This is a genomic window from Acinetobacter sp. YH12021, assembly GCF_013420145.1.
Taxonomy (GTDB): Bacteria; Pseudomonadota; Gammaproteobacteria; order Pseudomonadales; family Moraxellaceae; genus Acinetobacter; species Acinetobacter towneri.
The window spans coordinates 73,938-91,108 of the sequence record NZ_VOYT01000008.1; the positions used below are offsets into that span (position 1 = coordinate 73,938).

The following is a 17,171-nucleotide window of genomic DNA, read 5'->3' on the forward strand; positions in this document are numbered from 1 at the left end:
AAAAATAAAAATGAGGTGTATGATGCTCAATTTAATGCCGCTAAAACTAGAATGCCGACGTTGTAAAAAACTGTATTTATATCAAGCCAAACCAAGCTATCCAACCCTGCGCTGCCCGATCTGCGATAGAACCACAATGCTGCATGGTCTTGCAGAAACTGCAGATTTATTGCGACATCCTTTTCGCTTTATGTTGAGTTATCTTAAACCGTCATGGCATAAGCGAGGCAAAGCACACTAAGCAATGCCAAGCCTAGCCCAATAGTGGTCGTGCTTTTCAGCTTTTCTTTAAAGAACAATACACCACTGATCACGCCAAATAGCACCACTAAAATATTCATCCCTGCAAATACCACTGCAGGGCTGTCTTTGAGCAGCATGTGAGCTTTGACATACAAGGCAATATTGGCAAAATTCAGTGCACCCAAAATTAAACCTGCACTTATATTTTGCATACTGCCCATGCTTTTATCGCGGATTAAGATATAAGCCATCGCCAAAACAAAAGCACATACAAACATCAAATTCAGTGCAACTGCAAATTGCAGTCCTAAACCTGTGGTGTATTTAAGCAAAACATCAATCAGTGCATAACCCAACCAAACACAGCTCAAATATAAGATGCCTTGTTGCGCTTTAGCAGACTGCCCTGCAGCACGATGCGAATACAAAATACATAAGACTGCGATAATCCCAAGCGCGATTCCCACAATTTTCAGTTGGCTAAAATTTTCCTGAAAAATAAAATAAGCGGCTGCCAAAGACAAAACCACTGACAAACGCTGTGCAATTTCAGTTTTTAAAATACCTGCGCTGTCTAACGATTTTGCTAATGCTAAAAAGACACTCGGCAACAACACACCCAAACTAATAATGAGCCACCACGGCGTATGTTGGATTGAGATCGTGCCCAAGTTGGGTTTAAACCAGTAAAAACACAACACACTGGCACTGACATAATTCCATGTGATCATCTGCATAGGGTTAAAACCCTGCATTTTGCAGACTTTTAATAAAATAGAGACCAGTACACTACAAAAGGCTGCGGCTACAATCAGTTCCATGACATGCTCGAGGATTGTTTTTGTTCTTGATTGGAAGTTGTGGATTCATCAGTAAAAAGCCCACAAGGACTGTGGGCTTTCGAGTTCTTAATCAAATTAAGAATTACTTATAGCGTTCAACCATTTTCTCTAAAGAAATTGGGCGAATTTTGTCTGCATTACCTGCAGTACCAAATGCTTCATAACGGTCGATACAAATTTGTTTCATTGCATCTACAGTTTTTGCGAAGAATTTACGTGGGTCAAATTCGCTTGGTTGTTCTGCCATCATACGGCGCATTGCACCAGTAGAAGCTAAACGTAAATCTGTATCGATGTTGATTTTACGCACACCATGCTTAATTGCTTCAACCAATTGCTCAACAGGTACACCATAAGTTTCTTTGATGTCACCGCCGTATTGGTTAATCACCGCCAACCATTCTTGTGGTACAGAGCTAGAGCCGTGCATTACAAGGTGTGTATTTGGCAACGCATCATGAATTTCTTTAATACGGTCAATTGCAAGAATATCGCCTGTAGGTGGACGAGTAAACTTGTATGCACCGTGCGAAGTACCAACAGCAATCGCTAAAGCATCCACATTAGTATCTGCAACGAAGCTACGTGCTTCTTCAACAGATGTTAACAATTGAGAGTGGTCAAGTACGCCTTCTGCGCCCACGCCATCTTCTTCACCTGCCATACCTGTTTCAAGACTACCTAAACAGCCAATCTCACCTTCAACCGATACACCACACGCATGCGCCATTTGCACAGTACGACGCGTCACTTCGACGTTGTATTCATACGACGTTGGTGTTTTACCATCTTCACCCAAAGAACCATCCATCATTACTGATGAAAAGCCTAGTTGGATCGAACGCTGACATACATCAGGGCTTGTACCGTGGTCTTGGTGCATAACCACTGGAATATGTGGCCACTCTTCAATTGCAGCCAAAATCAGGTGACGCAAGAATGGCGCACCTGCATATTTACGCGCACCTGCCGAAGCTTGAACAATTACAGGTGAATTGGTTGCATCTGCGGCTAACATAATTGCGCGCATTTGTTCTAAGTTGTTGACGTTAAACGCTGGAACGCCGTAAGCATGTTCACCGGCATGATCCAAGAGCTGGCGCAATGAAATAAGAGCCATAATATCCTCCCAAATAATGTTGGTTATTCTACCCTGTGATTTGTTTCAATTCAGCAACAAATCGCCTTTTTCAAAAAAAAGTCCCTGCAAAAGCAGGGACTTTTAAACAAATTACTACAATTTGTCGTTTTTCAGCACTTATTGCGCTTCAGAAGCAGCAACTTCTGTGTCTGCAGTCGCAACGTCAGCAGGTGCATTTGCAACGTCTTCAGGAATATCGGTGTTGCCTTCATCCAAGATTGGTTGGTCAATTGCGTCGATTGCAGCTTGTTGTTCTGGTGTAACTTGAGCGTTATCTACAACTGCAGAAGATGCATCAGTTTCAGTCGCAGGTGCGCTTTCTTTTTTTGCACAAGCAGTCAAGGCTAAAGATGCAGCAATTAAAGCAGCAAGTGTTAGTTTTTGAATCATCGTCATTTCCTACAGTTAGGTCATTCATTTACTACAGTTTATTGCACATTTATGACATTTTGATGACTACGGCATGACATAAATATAAAAAAGTTGACCGAAGTCAACCTTTTTAAAAATTATTGATAAATTTTCTAGATTTAAGCGCGTTCTAATAATACCGCAACTGCAGGTAAGGTTTTACCTTCTACAAATTCAAGGAATGCACCTCCACCTGTAGAGATATAGCCGATTTTGTCTGCAACTTCATACTTGTCAATTGCAGCTAAAGTGTCACCACCGCCTGCAATAGAGAAACCTGCAGATTCTGCAATCGCCAATGAAAGTGCTTTCGTACCTTCACCAAATTGATCAACTTCAAATACACCCACTGGGCCATTCCAAAGAATTGTTTTTGAAGTTTTTAAAATTTCAGCAAATGCTTTTGCAGTTTCTGGGCCTACGTCTAAAATCATATCGTTGTCTGCAACATCTTCAACTTTTTTCACAGTTGCTTTCGCTGCTGCCAATGAACCCAAGAAATCTTCAAAATTAATTTCAGCGGCATCTGCAACTACAACATCGGTTGGCAGTGGTACAGAAACTTTTGCGGCAATTGCTTTGGCAGTGTCAATCAAATCATTTTCACATAATGATTTGCCCACGTTATAGCCTGCTGCAGCAAGGAAAGTATTGGCAATACCACCGCCTACAATTAATTGATCGCAAATATCAGACAATGAAGTCAATACATCTAACTTAGTCGATACTTTAGAACCTGCAACAATCGCCACCATTGGTTTTTCAGGTGTTTTTAAGGCACGACCCAAAGCATCTAATTCCGCAGCCAATAATGGGCCTGCTGCTGCCACTGGTGCTAAACGTGCAACGCCTTCAGTAGAGGCTTCTGCACGGTGCGCGGTACCAAATGCATCCATCACAAATACATCACACAATGCTGCATATTTAGCGGCAAGTTCTGGGTTGTTTTTCTTTTCACCGTGGTTAAAACGGCAGTTTTCCAATAAAACGACTTGACCAGGAGCAACGTCTACACCATCTAAATAGTCAGTGATCAGTTGAACATCTTGACCTAATGCTTGGGTTAAATACGCAGCTACAGGTGCTAAAGATTGTTCAGCTTTTGGCTCACCTTCAACAGGACGACCTAAGTGAGAATACACCATCACTGCTGCACCTTTGGCAACAGCAGCTTGAATCGTTGGCAATGCCGCACGTAAACGTGCATCGCTGGTGATCACACCATTTTTAACAGGTACGTTTAAATCTTCACGAATAAGGACACGCTTACCTGCTAAATCGAGGTCAGTCATACGCTGAAAGTTCATGTATAGCTCACTTTATTGATATCAAAACGCCACGATTTTAAATGATTATGCAGAAAAAGGTTAGCAACTTTTGTAGAATTGCTGTTTAAAGCAAAACTTTTGATTATGATAGAGAAAAGCTACCATCTTTCTCGCACTTATGTCTATTCATCCCGATCCAAATATCAATCGTTTAAATGTTTTGGGCGAACCTCTCGCCAGTTGTTGCTTTGATCCTATTACTGGATATTTTCGTAACGGTTTTTGTCATACCGCCCCAACCGATTTAGGTCAGCACACCGTTTGTGCGCAAATGACCTCTGATTTTTTAAATTTCTCGCAAAAAATTGGCAATGATTTAATTACGCCAGTGCCAGAAGTTGGTTTTAACGGCTTACAGCCGGGCGATTTTTGGTGTATTTGCGTCACTCGTTGGGTTGAAGCCTATCAGGCAGGTCAAGCGCCACCAATTAAAATTCAAGCCTGTCATCAGTCAGTATTGTCTTATGTGCCTTTAGATATTTTGATGGATTATGCGGTGTGATGATCTGATGCAACATCCTGAAATTATTTTAGCGTCTGGCAGTCAAACCCGTCAGCAATTGATGAATCGTCTGCATTTGGCTTATAAGTCAATTTCTCCTGATATTGATGAATCTGCGCAGGGTGAATTGCACGCAGATGATTTAGCGCAACGCTTGGCTTTTGAAAAGGCACACTATATTGCGCAGCAATATCCTAATGCGATTGTAATTGGTTCAGATCAAGTGGCATGGCGTGAACAGCAGCCAGATATTTTTATAGGTAAACCGCTCACTTCAGAAAAAGCCATACAACAATTACAAGCCAATTCAGGTCAAACGGTTTATTTCAGCACTGCGCTGAGTGTGCAGCAGCAATCTACAGGCTTTGAACAAACAGTTGTAGAACACTACACCGTTAAATTCCGCAACTTAACCGACAATGAAATTGCACGATATGTTGCAAAGGAACAACCGCTACATTGTGCAGGTAGTTTTATGTGCGAAGGTTTAGGTATTAGTCTGTTTGAAGCCATGCAAGGCAATGACCAAACTACTTTGATGGGTCTGCCGATGATTCAGTTATGCCGCATGTTAAGAATGCTGAATATTCAGGTTCCTTAAGTTTAAAACTGTGTAATTTAACAGCCGTGAATATTTATAAAGACTATAAATCACCTTGCCCTTTGCAGCGACAAATCAGACAATATTGAGATTATTGATAAAACTTGCTTAGGCTATTTTATGTCGCAACCTTTAGATGTTTTGGGCGGAATTACCGCAGAACAATTCCTAAGTGAATATTGGCAAAAAAAACCACTTTTGGTACGCAATGCACTCCCAGAAATTGCCAACCTACTTGAACCTAGTGATGTAATGGAACTGGCACTTGAAGAAGATGTGACTGCCCGTTTAATCAAACAAAAAGATCGCGATCCAAATCAATGGACTGTGAAATCATCACCGCTCATTAAGGCTGATTTTCAAAAAATGCCAAAGTTGTGGACGCTATTGGTACAAGCCGTTGATCATTACTCTTTTGATCTCGCTGAACTTTGGAAAAAATTTCCTTTTATTCCGCAATGGCGACGTGATGACATAATGGTGTCTTATGCCCCTAGAGGCGGCTCTGTAGGTCAGCATTTTGATTTCTACGATGTGTTTTTGCTACAAGGCTATGGACATCGTCGTTGGCAACTTGGGCAAATGTGTGATGCTGAAACTGAATTTGTCGCAGGACAACCGTTAAAATTATTGCCTGAAATGCAGGTCAATTTTGATGAAGTTCTTGCACCTGGCGATTTACTCTATGTGCCACCGGGTTTGGCACATTATGGCGTGGCGGAAGATGATTGTCTGACGTTCTCGTTCGGTTTCCGCATGCCGAATATTAGTGAAATGATGGATCGAGTGAGCGATAAATTCTCTGCCGATGAAATGTTACGCACGCCACTACAAGACCTTGTTCGTAAAAAAAATACCCAAATTGGCGAAATGACTGCGACAGAATTGGATTATCTGAAAGCAGAATTGTGGGCGCGTTTACAAAACTCATCGGTGTTGGATGATGCGATTTTAAGCTTAATGTCTGAACCGAAATATCCTGAAAATATTCCTGAAGTAGATGAAATAGGTGTAGGCGATTTAGAAGATGCGCTAGATCAGGGTTATCAAATCATGTTGGAACCCGCCTCTCGCCTACTTTATGCAAATCAGCTAGATGAAGTTTTATTTTGGGCGAATGGTGAAGCGATTTGTGTCGCAGAAGCATCTATCCCTACGCTGCAAAAAATTGCCAATGGTGAACGCGTGCTGCTCGATGAAAACCTTTACGACGCAAATATTTTGGAAGATTTGGTACAACTGCTCAATGAATCCATTTTAATGTTGTTACCTGCTGAAGACGCTTAAAATATTCGTTTCAGCCCCCTCAAGATGATCAATTCATCTTGGGGAATTTAGATAAGCGGGATCTAAAGTTAAAACTGCCTGAATTAACGTATAGCCAGGTGTCGAATTTAATTTTAATTGCCCTCCAACCCGTTCTAAACGCATTTTCATACTGCGCATCCCAATACTCATGCCATGTTCAAGCACGCTATTGGCTTCAAAACCTACACCATCATCCTGAATTTTAAGTACCAATTGCTTAGGCGGTACAAATTGCATACTGACGGATACATGCTTGGCTTGGCTGTGTTTAATCACATTGGTTAAACTTTCTTCTAATACCCGCATCAAAGTTAAGCACTGTAACGAATTCGGCTCAATCACCCATTCATTTGGAAAATCCCACTTGGAATGAATATCCATTTCATCCATCAATTGACTAAAACGATGACGTACTGGCGCAACCCAAATTTTAGGATTTTCAGGCACTTTAGAACCAATGGAAGAACCACTATCAATAATTTGACGTAAATCATCACGCAGTAATTTCAGCATAGATAAGAACTGCTGATTACTCATGTTCTGTTCGCTTTGGTCGACCATAATCATGGAACGTACCAAAGATGCACCCAAACCATCATGCAAATCATGCGATAGATGAATCCGCTCTTGCAAACGCACATTTTCCAATTCTAAATAATGCTTTTCTGACATACTGCGTTTTAAATCATCACTGACTTCAAAAACTTTAAGCTCTAAATCTTGATTAAATTTCTCAATTTTTTGAATATTTCTTTTTAGGCGCATGCCTAAAATAATCGCAATAAATAAAGTAATTACTGGCGAGGTATACGGTGATAATGGCTGATATAAACTTGCCGTTGCCGCATTACTTAAACGAAATACATCTACACCCGCAAAAAAGCCAATCAAGGTTAAACAAAATAGCAGCAGATATACTTCTGTTTTTGGGGATTTATACGCTAAATACGCCAAATAAAAATAAACCACGACTAGTAAGCTGGCATAACTTAAAAAGACAATCCCAAATACCAGTTTGACATAATCTAAGGGTGTTAAAAACACACAAACGATTACCGCTAAACTCAGAATAAAAATACTTTCTTCCAATATTGGCAAGCGTTGATTGACAAACCTAATTAAATACAGACTAAAAGCTAAAACATAGAGGATAAAAAAGCTTAAATTGGCTTGAGATGCCACCAATACACTTGGGTATGGAAAGGTTTCTGTAGTTAAAAAATGAGAAATAAATAATAACCAGAACATGCAACTCAACGCGAACCAACCAAAACTCTGATCACGGCGTAAAAACAGCCAAATAACCAAACATAAAATGCCTAAAGTGGCAGATAAAATCGCATTAATTTCAAATAAAGTACGTTTATTCCATATACTTTGCTGGTGCTGTTCAATATTGTTATGCACATTATTAAAACTTATTTTTCCTATACCCGCATTTTGAAATGCATATCCATTTACATAGACCAATATTTGATTTTTACCTTGTTTTAAGCCTGAAATAGGTAAAATCCAGTAACGTGGCATATTCCAGTTTTTTGACAAAGGCTCTTCTAAATGTTGACTTGCCCAAAGTAAATCTTGATTCAGATAAACTGCCCCTGCACTATTTAAAAAATTCAGTGCAAAAACGATGGGTTGATTTAAACGATGATCACGCTCACAAAACCACTCCCACTCTATTTTGTACCACGCCCCACCATTATAATTTTTCCAGCGATCATCCCAAACGTCGGGCAGTTGAACATTTTCCCAACCCGTTTCAGGTTTTTTATTATGTGATGCTGTTTTGGCAGAGCTGATTGAAAGTACATGCACATTGCAGTACTGATTAATTGGGTACACCACTTGCTGCGCATAGCTTTGCCACGCACAGAACAATAACAACACGCCCAAACCACACTGCCAAAGCCTTTGAATCATAAAAGACCTAAAGTTCTAGCGGTACTGACAGCCTTAGTGCGTTTAGTGACCGACAACTTCCGATAGATATGTTTAATATGACTTTCAACGGTATAACGCGACACAAATAATTGCTCAGCAATTTCACGGTTACTTAAGCCCTGCGCCACCAGATTTAAAATTTCTAATTCACGATTGGTGAGCTGTTCATAATGTGAGTTGAATGCTTGAGCATCGGCGCGATCTGATAAATCTTCGGTCAGCACGGGTACTTTTTGATGTGAAATTTGCGATAAAATTTCACGGGCGATAAATGGGTCTATCGGTGCACCACCTCTTAAAATGCTGCGTATTGCGATAATAATTTCAGCATCATCACGTTCTTTAAGCACATAGCCTGTTGCACCTGCTTGAATTGCAGAAAATAAGCTGTCTTGGGTGCTCCATGCAGAAATCACCAAAATTAATGCGCTTGGATCTCTAAAATGTAATTGTTCGATTAGTTCTTTACCATTGCCATCGGGCAAGCCTAAATCGACTAAAGCTAAAGCAATCGGATGATCTTCTATACACGTCATTGCAGCTTTAAGATGACTCACGAAAAATAGCATGTCATCTTGATAGCCAATATCATGCAAAATTTTTCTAAGACGTGACTGAATAATAGGCTCATCTTCAACAATTAAAACCGGTACGGGTAATATCGCTTCCATTTCTGCCATCATTCATCCCCTTGATTATGTTTGTAAATATATCAATCGTTTTGATGTAAACACTATCCCTAGAATTAAGGAGTTTTTCAAATTTAGCTTATTTTATAAACATGAGCATAGCACTGAAACATGAAACTCGAGCATGAAATAAAAAATAAATGTGAAGTACTATTTTATTTTAGAAATCGCTTCACATTTTAATGAGCAGCGCAGCATAAATATGCTTTGATGCCGAGAACAGCATCAAAGCAAATGTAGAGCCGTATTTAAAAGATGGTTGATAAATTAATAATAAGTCTTAGAGCTATGTGCATGTAAAAATGCAGGAATCAGCCCTGTTAAAGCCGCACGAATATCCGCACGTTCATTGATTAATTGATGCGAGCCTTCTTCTAACATGAGTAAGGTTTGCAGGCGGAATTTACGCCGAATAAACTCAATGTTGTAGCGCCAATCTACGGTTTGATCTTGCGCCCCTTGTGCCAACCAAACAGGAATACGGCAAGCTGGACGTTCTTCCATCTCCAACATCCATTTAGACATGGCTAAAATCCAATCCATGCCCATCATTCTAGGTTGCAGCGGGTCTTTTAAACGCACAAAGCGTAAAAATTCAGGATTATGATTATTGCGTCGGAAATGTCGCGGCACTTCACGCTTAATCCGACGGATAATGCCCAAACCAACAGAGTTATGCCACCATGCCGATTTTGCAGGACGAATCAAAGGCGATAACAACAACACACGCTCTACAAATGGATTTTCACGGCGCTGAGCAAATTCCAACAAGTGATGCATCCAAATTGCACCACCTGTACTTTGCCCAATGCCCAACCACGGTTTTGGCAATTGATCGGCATTTTTTACATATTGATAAACCGCATGTAATACTTGCTGATAATGATCAAAATTTTTGATGTTGGCAGGATAACCATCACTCAATCCATGTCCGGGCAAATCATAAGTCAAAACACTAAAGCCCTGCTCTAATAATTCTTTGACGATAGGTTGATAAATCCCGCTATGTTCCAAATAGCCATGCAGTAGAAATACCGTGCCCTGCACCTGATCAAATTTGGTTTTGCTTAAATCGGGTTGAAAAATTTGCACATGCAATTTAAACAACGGCATTTGCACATAGCCTTGCCAATGTTCACAGTCCAACAAATGAAAACCATATAGCTGTCGATAGGCTTGTAACTCAACACTCGGTTCAAAACCACGATTCAAATTTAAAGGTTGTAGAATTTGTGGTGTGGTTTCCCTACTCGGCACTGGCAAATCTAATTGCTTCAACACGCTTGGGTTTAAAAATGGAATATCAGGCATTATGGCACCTCGCGACATGCGCTAGAACCAATCAAGACATCCCGAATGGCGGCAAGCATTTCATAATTGGCACGGCGGCTATGATCATAGTTTTGTTCACTTGGACGCCATGCGGTCAGTTGAGTCGGCATTGGAGCTTCGACAGGAATCGTTTCAATTCCATTTAAAGCAAATAAACGGCGGGTGCGTGGCATGTGATAACGATCAGTAATCAAAATCACTGTCGGTGCTCCCCCTTTTTTTTGTAATAATAAAGAACTAAAACGTGAATTTTCACAAGTATTCATGCTGCGATCTTCTAATAGTTTTGCATCGACATCATATTTTTTTAACCAACGCTGCATATATGGTGCTTCGACACCACTTAATACAATTGGCAATTGATATTGTTTGACAACAGCCAAAGTGGTTTCCAGACGCAAACGTGTGTAATGATTCACCACAATATCTTTGCCATTTTCATCTAGAGTTAAACCGCCACCCAATACCACAATTGCATAAGGTTTCGAGTTTTCAGGTATTTTTGGAATATTTTGTTGATGAATCAAGGCAATATCTTTAAAGATTTCTTCATCTACAGGCTCACTTTCGGTTTCGGCAATTTTATGAGTGCTTAAAAATGCCAAGTATTGTTCCATCAGTGCCTGATTTTCATGACTATCCAAATTGAGTAAGGCTTTTACATTTTCGGATGGGTCTTCTACAATTGCTTCCGAAGCTGCATTAGACACCAACAATGGGACTTGCGGCAACTCTTGTTCTGAGGCTAATTTTTTTTGCGTTTGTTCTTCTAAAATAAGCGCTTGTAAGGCTTTATAACGAGCCTGAATTAAAGTTAAATTTTTCGAATTTTCAGATTGAATCTCTTGCTCCATCAGCTTCAAATAAGCTTGTCGGGCAATCCATAAATCTGAACCGGGTTCCAAGCTGTCTTGATCACTAAAAGCCGCCATTTGCTGACTTTTTGCTGCCACTTGATTCACTTCTACAGGTACCAAAGTGTTCAGCGTTTTGACCACCAAAGTAGAATAAAAAGGTGAATAGATAAAAATCATGAACGCTGCAAACAATACAAATAGCACGGCAGCAATTTGTACCAATCTGAGCATCCAATGATTCTGTTTCATCTTCACTTAACCTACCGGTTGATGTGCACGAATCAAACCTGTTTCATCAAATAACACAGGTTCAGGTTCTAGTGAAATACCAAAACGACTCAAAACATCTTGCTGCACAGCACGATAGGTGTGTTGCACATCTGCCAAAGTGGCATCGGCATAATTGACTAAAACCAACGCTTGTTTATGAAACATACCCACCACACCCAGTTGTTTTCCCTTCCAGCCAGCTTGATCAATCAACCAGCCTGCTGCAATTTTAACTTGCGCATTAGGCTGTGGGTAATGGGGTAAATTTGGAAATTGTGCTGCAATTTGGTCAAATTGCTGAGTCGAAATCACAGGATTTTTAAAGAAACTACCTACATTTGGATATTCTGCAGGATTAGGCAGCTTACTTTGGCGAATTTGAATGACTTGTTGCTGCAGATTTTCAGCAGTTTGCTCATCGCCTACAGCAGCTTTTAAGTCGCCATAATTTAATTTTAACGCAGCCTGTTTTAACAGTTTAAAAGTCACATGGGTAATGATGTAACGGTTGGGATGATCTTTAAAAATACTGTGTCGATAGGCAAACTGACAATCTGCAGCAACAATTGAGCTGAATTGTTGGCATTCACGATCATAGACCTGCACAGATTCAATAAACTCACCGACTTCAACGCCATAAGCACCAATATTTTGCACAGGTGAAGCGCCGACCAAACCTGGAATTAAAGCCAGATTTTGCAGACCATATAATTTTTGTTCCGTGCTCCATAACACAAAATCATGCCAGACTTGTCCTGCACCAACTTTTAGGGTAATACTTGCATCATCTTCAGCGCATTTTTCGATGCCCTGAATATCCATGTGCATGACCAAGGCATGAATATGTTCAGGCAATAACATATTGCTACCACCCGACAAAATCAGCACATTTAACTGTTCTGTCTGAGCAAATGCCAAAGCATCCTGCACATCTTGGATATTTTCAACTTTGACATAATGCGATGCAGTTGCATCTAAATTTAACGTATTGAACGGTTTGAGTTGCATGTTGTGTTGAATGTGCATGACTTAAACCTTCAATTCAAATTGTTGTTGTAAAACTTTCACCCATGCGCGACTACTCGACTCGCATTGATCGAGCACCCGCTCAAAACCATCGGCTTCGCCATAATATGGATCGGGTAATTCTTGCTGCGTATAATGCGGATCGTGTTCGCTCATTAAGGCTATTTCAGCGCGCAAACTGCCCAGTTCAGCTTCAGCACGGCGCATTAAAGATTGAATATTGCTTAAGTTTTCAAAATCCATCGCCAAAATCAAATCAAACTCGACAAAGTCTTGTATACGTAACTGACGCGCGCGCAATGTAGATAAGTCATAACCACGTTTGAACGCATGTTTTTGGCTGCGTAAATCTGGGGCTTTGCCTGGATGATAATTACTGGTTCCAGCAGAATCTACCAACACATTGAGTTGTTGTTCATCACAAAAATGTCGAAGTACAATTTCTGCCGTTGGAGAGCGGCAAATATTTCCCAAACAAACACATAACACCTTATATGGCGTTTTGGATGACATAAACAACCTCAAAGCTACTTTATTTTTAAGAGTCTTATGTTAAGTTATTTATGATATGAATCCTATATCGTGACCCTACAATAATGTTGAATTAAGTATAAAAATTAGGAATAAAGACGATGCAGCATTTTCAATTTCAAACAGTTGGCAACATTATTTCTGGATTGGGTTCAATTTCTAAACTAAAAACGGTTTTAACCGAAAAAAATTATAAGCGTTTGTTATTGGTCACCGATGCTGGCATTTTACAACAACAATTACATCAACCTATTTTAGAAATTTTAATGCAACTGCAACTGGACTATGCCATTTACTCGAATGTGCAAGCCGACCCCGCAGAACAGATTGTGTTAGAAGCAGTTGATTTTGCCAAACAGCAAAATATTGATGTTGTATTAGGTTTTGGTGGGGGTAGTGCGATGGATGTCGCCAAAATTATTGCCGTGCTGAGTCATCCTGCACAAACTCAACAACTGTCAGACTTGTACGGTGTCGGCAATGCGAAAGCACCACGTTTACCGCTCATTCTAGTTTCCACTACAGCAGGCACAGGTTCAGAAGTCACACCTATTTCCATTGTCACCACAGGTGCAACCAGTAAAACAGGCATTGTTTCTCCTATTTTATATGCCGATGTTGCCATTTTAGATGCCAATTTTACCCGTCATCTACCTGCACAGATTACCGCAGCCACAGGTATAGATGCGATGGTACATGCCATTGAAGCCTATACTTCTAAAATCAAAAAAAATGCGTATTCAGATTTTCTGGCAAAACATGCGCTGCGTTTACTTGATCAAAACTTAAAATTAGTGCTTGAAGATGGCAGCAATATGCAAGCACGGCAAAACATGCTGTTTGGTTCAATGCTGGCAGGACAAGCCTTTGCCAATGCTCCTGTGGCTGCGGTACATGCGCTTGCCTATCCTTTAGGCGGACATTTCCATATTTCACATGGGCATAGCAATGCATTGGTACTAACCGAAGTTTTAAAATTTAATGCGCCTGCAGCCAAACAGTATTATGCAGAACTGATGTGTTGGTTAGACCCACGCAGTAAAGGCTGCACAGATGGATTATGTGATTTGTTTATTGATCATTTACAAAATCATTTAGATCAAAGTGGCTTGGTGTTAAAACTCAATGCCCTAGGCATAGCAGAAAACATGCTGCCACAACTGGCAGAAGATGCGATGCTGCAAAGCCGTTTATTGCAAAACAACCCGAGAGCAATGCAAATGCAGGATGCGTTACAGATTTACCAAGCCATTTATGCCTAACATTTACGCTTAACGTTCTGTATTTAACTTTCTACATTTATTTGGGATGATTTCCACCCATTAAAGCATGACACCACGTCGATAAAAATATAGGTAAACTTGTGAAACCTGACACCAAAACCCGTGAGCAATACGCTTTTTTCTTTCCCATCCAAACTCGCTGGGCAGACAACGATATGTATGGACATGTCAATAATGTCACTTATTACAGCTATTTTGACAGCGCAGCCAATGCCCTACTGATGCAAAAAGCAGGCTTTGAACCCAAACGATCACCCTGTATTGGTTTAGTGGTCAATTCCACCTGTCATTTTTTGCAGGAATTGTCCTATCCTGAAATGATTGAAGTAGGTGTTGCTATTCAAAAAATTGGAAACTCATCCTTAATTTATGATTTGGCAATTTTTAAAAACAATCAAAATCTTGCCGCTGCACAAGGACAAGTGGTGCATGTATTTGTAGATCGAATTACACGCCAAAACTGCCCGATTCCTGACTCCATCCGCGAAGCATTACAGCCATATAAAAGCACAGATTCAGCTTGCGCTTAGCAAAAAATAAGGCTCGTTTGACCCAGCCTTAAAATTCTGCAAACAAAAGCTAACAACAGGTTATTTCAACTGAATGTTATGTAATTCGCCATCAAAGTTTTGCAAAATATCTTTCACAATCGGCTCTTGATGCAATAAATTTTCAGCCCGTTGATAAGCGCGTTGTTTGCGCTGTTGCTGCAAAATGTACGGTGTCGTGTCATCCACATTTTCATATTGCACTTTAAACAGAGTTTTACTCCACTGTTCTTTTAAAGCACTTTCTAAAGCATGTTGCAGTTGAGTCAATAACTGCTGATATTGCTCAGGAATATGAAAAACCGATTCAGCATTAATCTGCCCCGTCATTACGCCATGCTGCGCCAATTCTTGCACTGCAGGTGACAACTCGCTGTGTCTAAACCAATATTCCCACTTGTCTAAAGTCCACTCACCTTCTAAAACTTGCGGCTGTAAACGCAGAATATCCTGCGGCATTAATTGATCATCGGCATTAGATGCTATGGTTTGCTGCGGTTGTGCTGTCGCACTGGCAACATTCGGTTCGACTTCAGTCGCTGCTAAATCAAATAAAGCGGTTTCTGCATTACTTACATTTTGTGTAATTGACGGTGAAGCATTATTCGATTGTAGTGTAGATGAAACTAGCGATGTTTCGGCTGATGCAGCAAGATCACCTAACGGTGCAACGGCATCAAAACTTTCCAGTAAAAAATCATCATGACTTTGCACATCAGATGTAGTGCTTACCGATGAGGCATCTTCATCTAAACCAAACAATTGTGCATCTGCATTTGGATCAAACACGATAGATTCAGATTGCTTATCCTCAGCCTGTATTGCAGTTTCTTCATTCACTGCAGGTTCTGACATAGATTCTGGTGAAATCGCAGCTGTTGAGTGTAGCGCTTGCGGAGTCGGTTGTTGCGCTTGAATCGACTGTTGATCTTGATGTGTTAAAGCTTCAGGCTCATCCTCATCTAAAAAATCATCTGAAGAAGGTTCTGCAACACTGGTTTGTGTCGTGGTGTGATCTGAATAATCGTCATCCTCATAGTCAAATCCATCAAGATCAGGTGTTGCAACCGCATCTAATTCAGTTACATGCTGTTCCGCTTGTGCTGTATTTTGAGTTGCCACAGCTTGTGGAGTTTGCTCCATTTGAGCAACTGGCTGGGAAGCCGCTGTTTGTGCAGTATTTTGTGGCGCAGCAACCAACACTTCATTGGCTTGCAAAGGTCGAAATGCCAGTAAACGCAGTACACACATTTCAAAGCCTTGTTCTTGGGTTACGGCAATTTGTAAATCGGCGCGTCCTTTACAAGCAATTTGATAATACAACTGTAAATCTTGTGCAGAGATCAGACCCGCAAGCTGCTGAATTTTTTGATTAATTTCAGCACTGTATTTTAGGTTTAAATCTGGCAGATATTGCATGATTGCCAATTCATGCAGTGTCGAAATTAACTGATCCAACACCAAAGACACATCTAAAGCTTGCTGTCTAAATTGTAATAACAACTGACTCACACGCTGCTGTTGGTTTTGATGAATCGCTAAAATCAAATCATAGATAATGGTGCGATCAATCAAGCCCAGCATGTCTTTAACATCTTGATGATGAATTTCACCCTGACCATAAGCAATGGCTTGGTCTGTCAAAGACATCGCATCACGCAAAGAACCTTGCGCAGATTCAGCAATCTGCCAAATTGCATCTTGCTCTGCAACAATCTGTTCTTTGGCTAAAATATCCGTTAAATGACTGGTAATTTCATCGACCTGCAATGGACGCAAAGTAAATTGCAAACAGCGCGAAATCACAGTAATAGGGAGTTTTTGTGGGTCTGTGGTCGCAAACAGAAACTTCACGTGCTCAGGCGGTTCTTCCAAAGTTTTTAGCAAAGCATTGAACGAATGCGTAGACAGCATGTGCACTTCGTCAATCAGATAAACCTTAAAACGTCCCTGAGTCGGTGCATAAGGTACGTTATCGAGCAACTCACGTGTGTCTTCAACCTTAGTACGTGACGCCGCATCAATTTCGATTAAATCAATAAAACGACCTTCATTGACCGCAGTACAGGTCGGACACACTTCACATGGGGTAGATGTCACGCCTGTTTCACAGTTCAGGCATTTGGCCAAAATACGCGCAATGGTAGTTTTACCTACACCACGTGTTCCCGTAAAAAGATAAGCATGGTGCAAACGCCCACGTTCCAAAGCACTGGTCAATGCCCGTGATACATGGTTTTGTCCCACCAATTCATTAAAATTACGAGGACGATATTTACGCGCAAGTACCTGATACATGAATGCTCCTTTTTACA

General features: G+C 40.6%; 17 protein-coding genes. 6 read left to right on the forward strand and 11 right to left on the reverse strand.

Annotated elements, in window-relative coordinates:
• The first annotated feature begins 19 nt into the window (after positions 1 to 19).
• Positions 20 to 241 (forward strand): hypothetical protein, encoded by a 222-nt coding sequence (locus FTT91_RS08400; RefSeq protein ID WP_081402487.1) that lies wholly within the window; start codon positions 20 to 22, stop codon positions 239 to 241.
• Here FTT91_RS08400 and FTT91_RS08405 read toward each other — a convergent pair.
• The 4 genes from FTT91_RS08405 to FTT91_RS08420 all read right to left on the reverse strand — a co-directional run bounded on the left by FTT91_RS08405 (position 204) and on the right by FTT91_RS08420 (position 3,944).
• Positions 204 to 1,064, reverse strand: coding sequence for a DMT family transporter (locus FTT91_RS08405; protein WP_179990790.1), 861 nt, complete (start codon positions 1,062 to 1,064; stop codon positions 204 to 206). The genes FTT91_RS08400 and FTT91_RS08405 overlap by 38 nt on opposite strands.
• Positions 1,065 to 1,167: 103 nt before the next feature.
• Positions 1,168 to 2,205, reverse strand: coding sequence for a class II fructose-bisphosphate aldolase (gene fba, locus FTT91_RS08410; protein WP_180169256.1), 1,038 nt, complete (start codon positions 2,203 to 2,205; stop codon positions 1,168 to 1,170).
• Between the two features lie 138 nt (positions 2,206 to 2,343).
• Positions 2,344 to 2,616: a hypothetical protein gene (locus tag FTT91_RS08415; RefSeq protein WP_131260911.1), complete on the reverse strand. Its 273-nt coding sequence runs from the start codon at positions 2,614 to 2,616 to the stop codon at positions 2,344 to 2,346.
• Positions 2,617 to 2,756: 140 nt separating this feature from the next.
• Positions 2,757 to 3,944 (reverse strand): phosphoglycerate kinase, encoded by a 1,188-nt coding sequence (locus FTT91_RS08420; protein WP_004973295.1) that lies wholly within the window; start codon positions 3,942 to 3,944, stop codon positions 2,757 to 2,759.
• 139 nt (positions 3,945 to 4,083) lie between these two features.
• On the opposite strand from FTT91_RS08420, the gene FTT91_RS08425 reads away from it, so the two are divergent.
• From FTT91_RS08425 to FTT91_RS08435, 3 genes are all read left to right on the forward strand, one after another.
• Positions 4,084 to 4,467, forward strand: a complete 384-nt coding sequence (locus FTT91_RS08425; protein WP_136144481.1) for a DUF2237 family protein — start codon at positions 4,084 to 4,086, stop codon at positions 4,465 to 4,467.
• A 7-nt stretch (positions 4,468 to 4,474) separates the two neighbouring features.
• The gene (locus FTT91_RS08430) at positions 4,475 to 5,068 is read left to right on the forward strand and encodes a nucleoside triphosphate pyrophosphatase (protein WP_180079434.1); all 594 of its coding nucleotides are present in this window, start codon (positions 4,475 to 4,477) and stop codon (positions 5,066 to 5,068) included.
• A 120-nt stretch (positions 5,069 to 5,188) separates the two neighbouring features.
• Positions 5,189 to 6,355 (forward strand): cupin domain-containing protein, encoded by a 1,167-nt coding sequence (locus tag FTT91_RS08435; RefSeq protein ID WP_180169257.1) that lies wholly within the window; start codon positions 5,189 to 5,191, stop codon positions 6,353 to 6,355.
• A gap of 33 nt (positions 6,356 to 6,388) precedes the next feature.
• Here FTT91_RS08435 and FTT91_RS08440 read toward each other — a convergent pair whose 3' ends face one another.
• From FTT91_RS08440 to FTT91_RS08465, 6 genes are all read right to left on the reverse strand, one after another.
• Positions 6,389 to 8,299 carry an ATP-binding protein gene (locus FTT91_RS08440; RefSeq protein WP_178318678.1) on the reverse strand — a complete coding sequence of 637 codons (1,911 nt, stop codon included), beginning with the start codon at positions 8,297 to 8,299 and terminating at the stop codon, positions 6,389 to 6,391.
• Positions 8,296 to 9,000, reverse strand: coding sequence for a response regulator transcription factor (locus FTT91_RS08445; protein WP_004973283.1), 705 nt, complete (start codon positions 8,998 to 9,000; stop codon positions 8,296 to 8,298). The genes FTT91_RS08440 and FTT91_RS08445 overlap by 4 nt, the downstream gene beginning before the upstream one ends.
• A gap of 276 nt (positions 9,001 to 9,276) precedes the next feature.
• Entirely contained in the window at positions 9,277 to 10,320 is a 1,044-nt protein-coding gene (locus FTT91_RS08450) for an alpha/beta hydrolase (protein WP_096900878.1), read from the reverse strand.
• Positions 10,320 to 11,447, reverse strand: a complete 1,128-nt coding sequence (locus FTT91_RS08455; protein ID WP_180169258.1) for a YdcF family protein — start codon at positions 11,445 to 11,447, stop codon at positions 10,320 to 10,322. Before FTT91_RS08455 ends, FTT91_RS08450 begins: the two co-directional genes overlap by 1 nt.
• Before the next feature lie 6 nt (positions 11,448 to 11,453).
• The gene (murB, locus tag FTT91_RS08460; protein WP_180095635.1) at positions 11,454 to 12,494 is read right to left on the reverse strand and encodes a UDP-N-acetylmuramate dehydrogenase; all 1,041 of its coding nucleotides are present in this window, start codon (positions 12,492 to 12,494) and stop codon (positions 11,454 to 11,456) included.
• 3 nt (positions 12,495 to 12,497) lie between these two features.
• Positions 12,498 to 13,007 carry a low molecular weight protein-tyrosine-phosphatase gene (locus FTT91_RS08465; protein ID WP_004973278.1) on the reverse strand — a complete coding sequence of 170 codons (510 nt, stop codon included), beginning with the start codon at positions 13,005 to 13,007 and terminating at the stop codon, positions 12,498 to 12,500.
• A 119-nt stretch (positions 13,008 to 13,126) separates the two neighbouring features.
• Between FTT91_RS08465 and FTT91_RS08470 the strand changes: the two genes are divergently transcribed.
• Positions 13,127 to 14,287 carry an iron-containing alcohol dehydrogenase gene (locus FTT91_RS08470; protein ID WP_180169259.1) on the forward strand — a complete coding sequence of 387 codons (1,161 nt, stop codon included), beginning with the start codon at positions 13,127 to 13,129 and terminating at the stop codon, positions 14,285 to 14,287.
• A 101-nt stretch (positions 14,288 to 14,388) separates the two neighbouring features.
• Positions 14,389 to 14,838, forward strand: a complete 450-nt coding sequence (locus FTT91_RS08475) for a thioesterase family protein (protein ID WP_004973275.1) — start codon at positions 14,389 to 14,391, stop codon at positions 14,836 to 14,838.
• A 60-nt stretch (positions 14,839 to 14,898) separates the two neighbouring features.
• Here FTT91_RS08475 and dnaX read toward each other — a convergent pair whose 3' ends face one another.
• Positions 14,899 to 17,154 carry a DNA polymerase III subunit gamma/tau gene (dnaX, locus tag FTT91_RS08480; protein ID WP_004973273.1) on the reverse strand — a complete coding sequence of 752 codons (2,256 nt, stop codon included), beginning with the start codon at positions 17,152 to 17,154 and terminating at the stop codon, positions 14,899 to 14,901.
• Positions 17,155 to 17,171 lie beyond the last annotated feature (17 nt).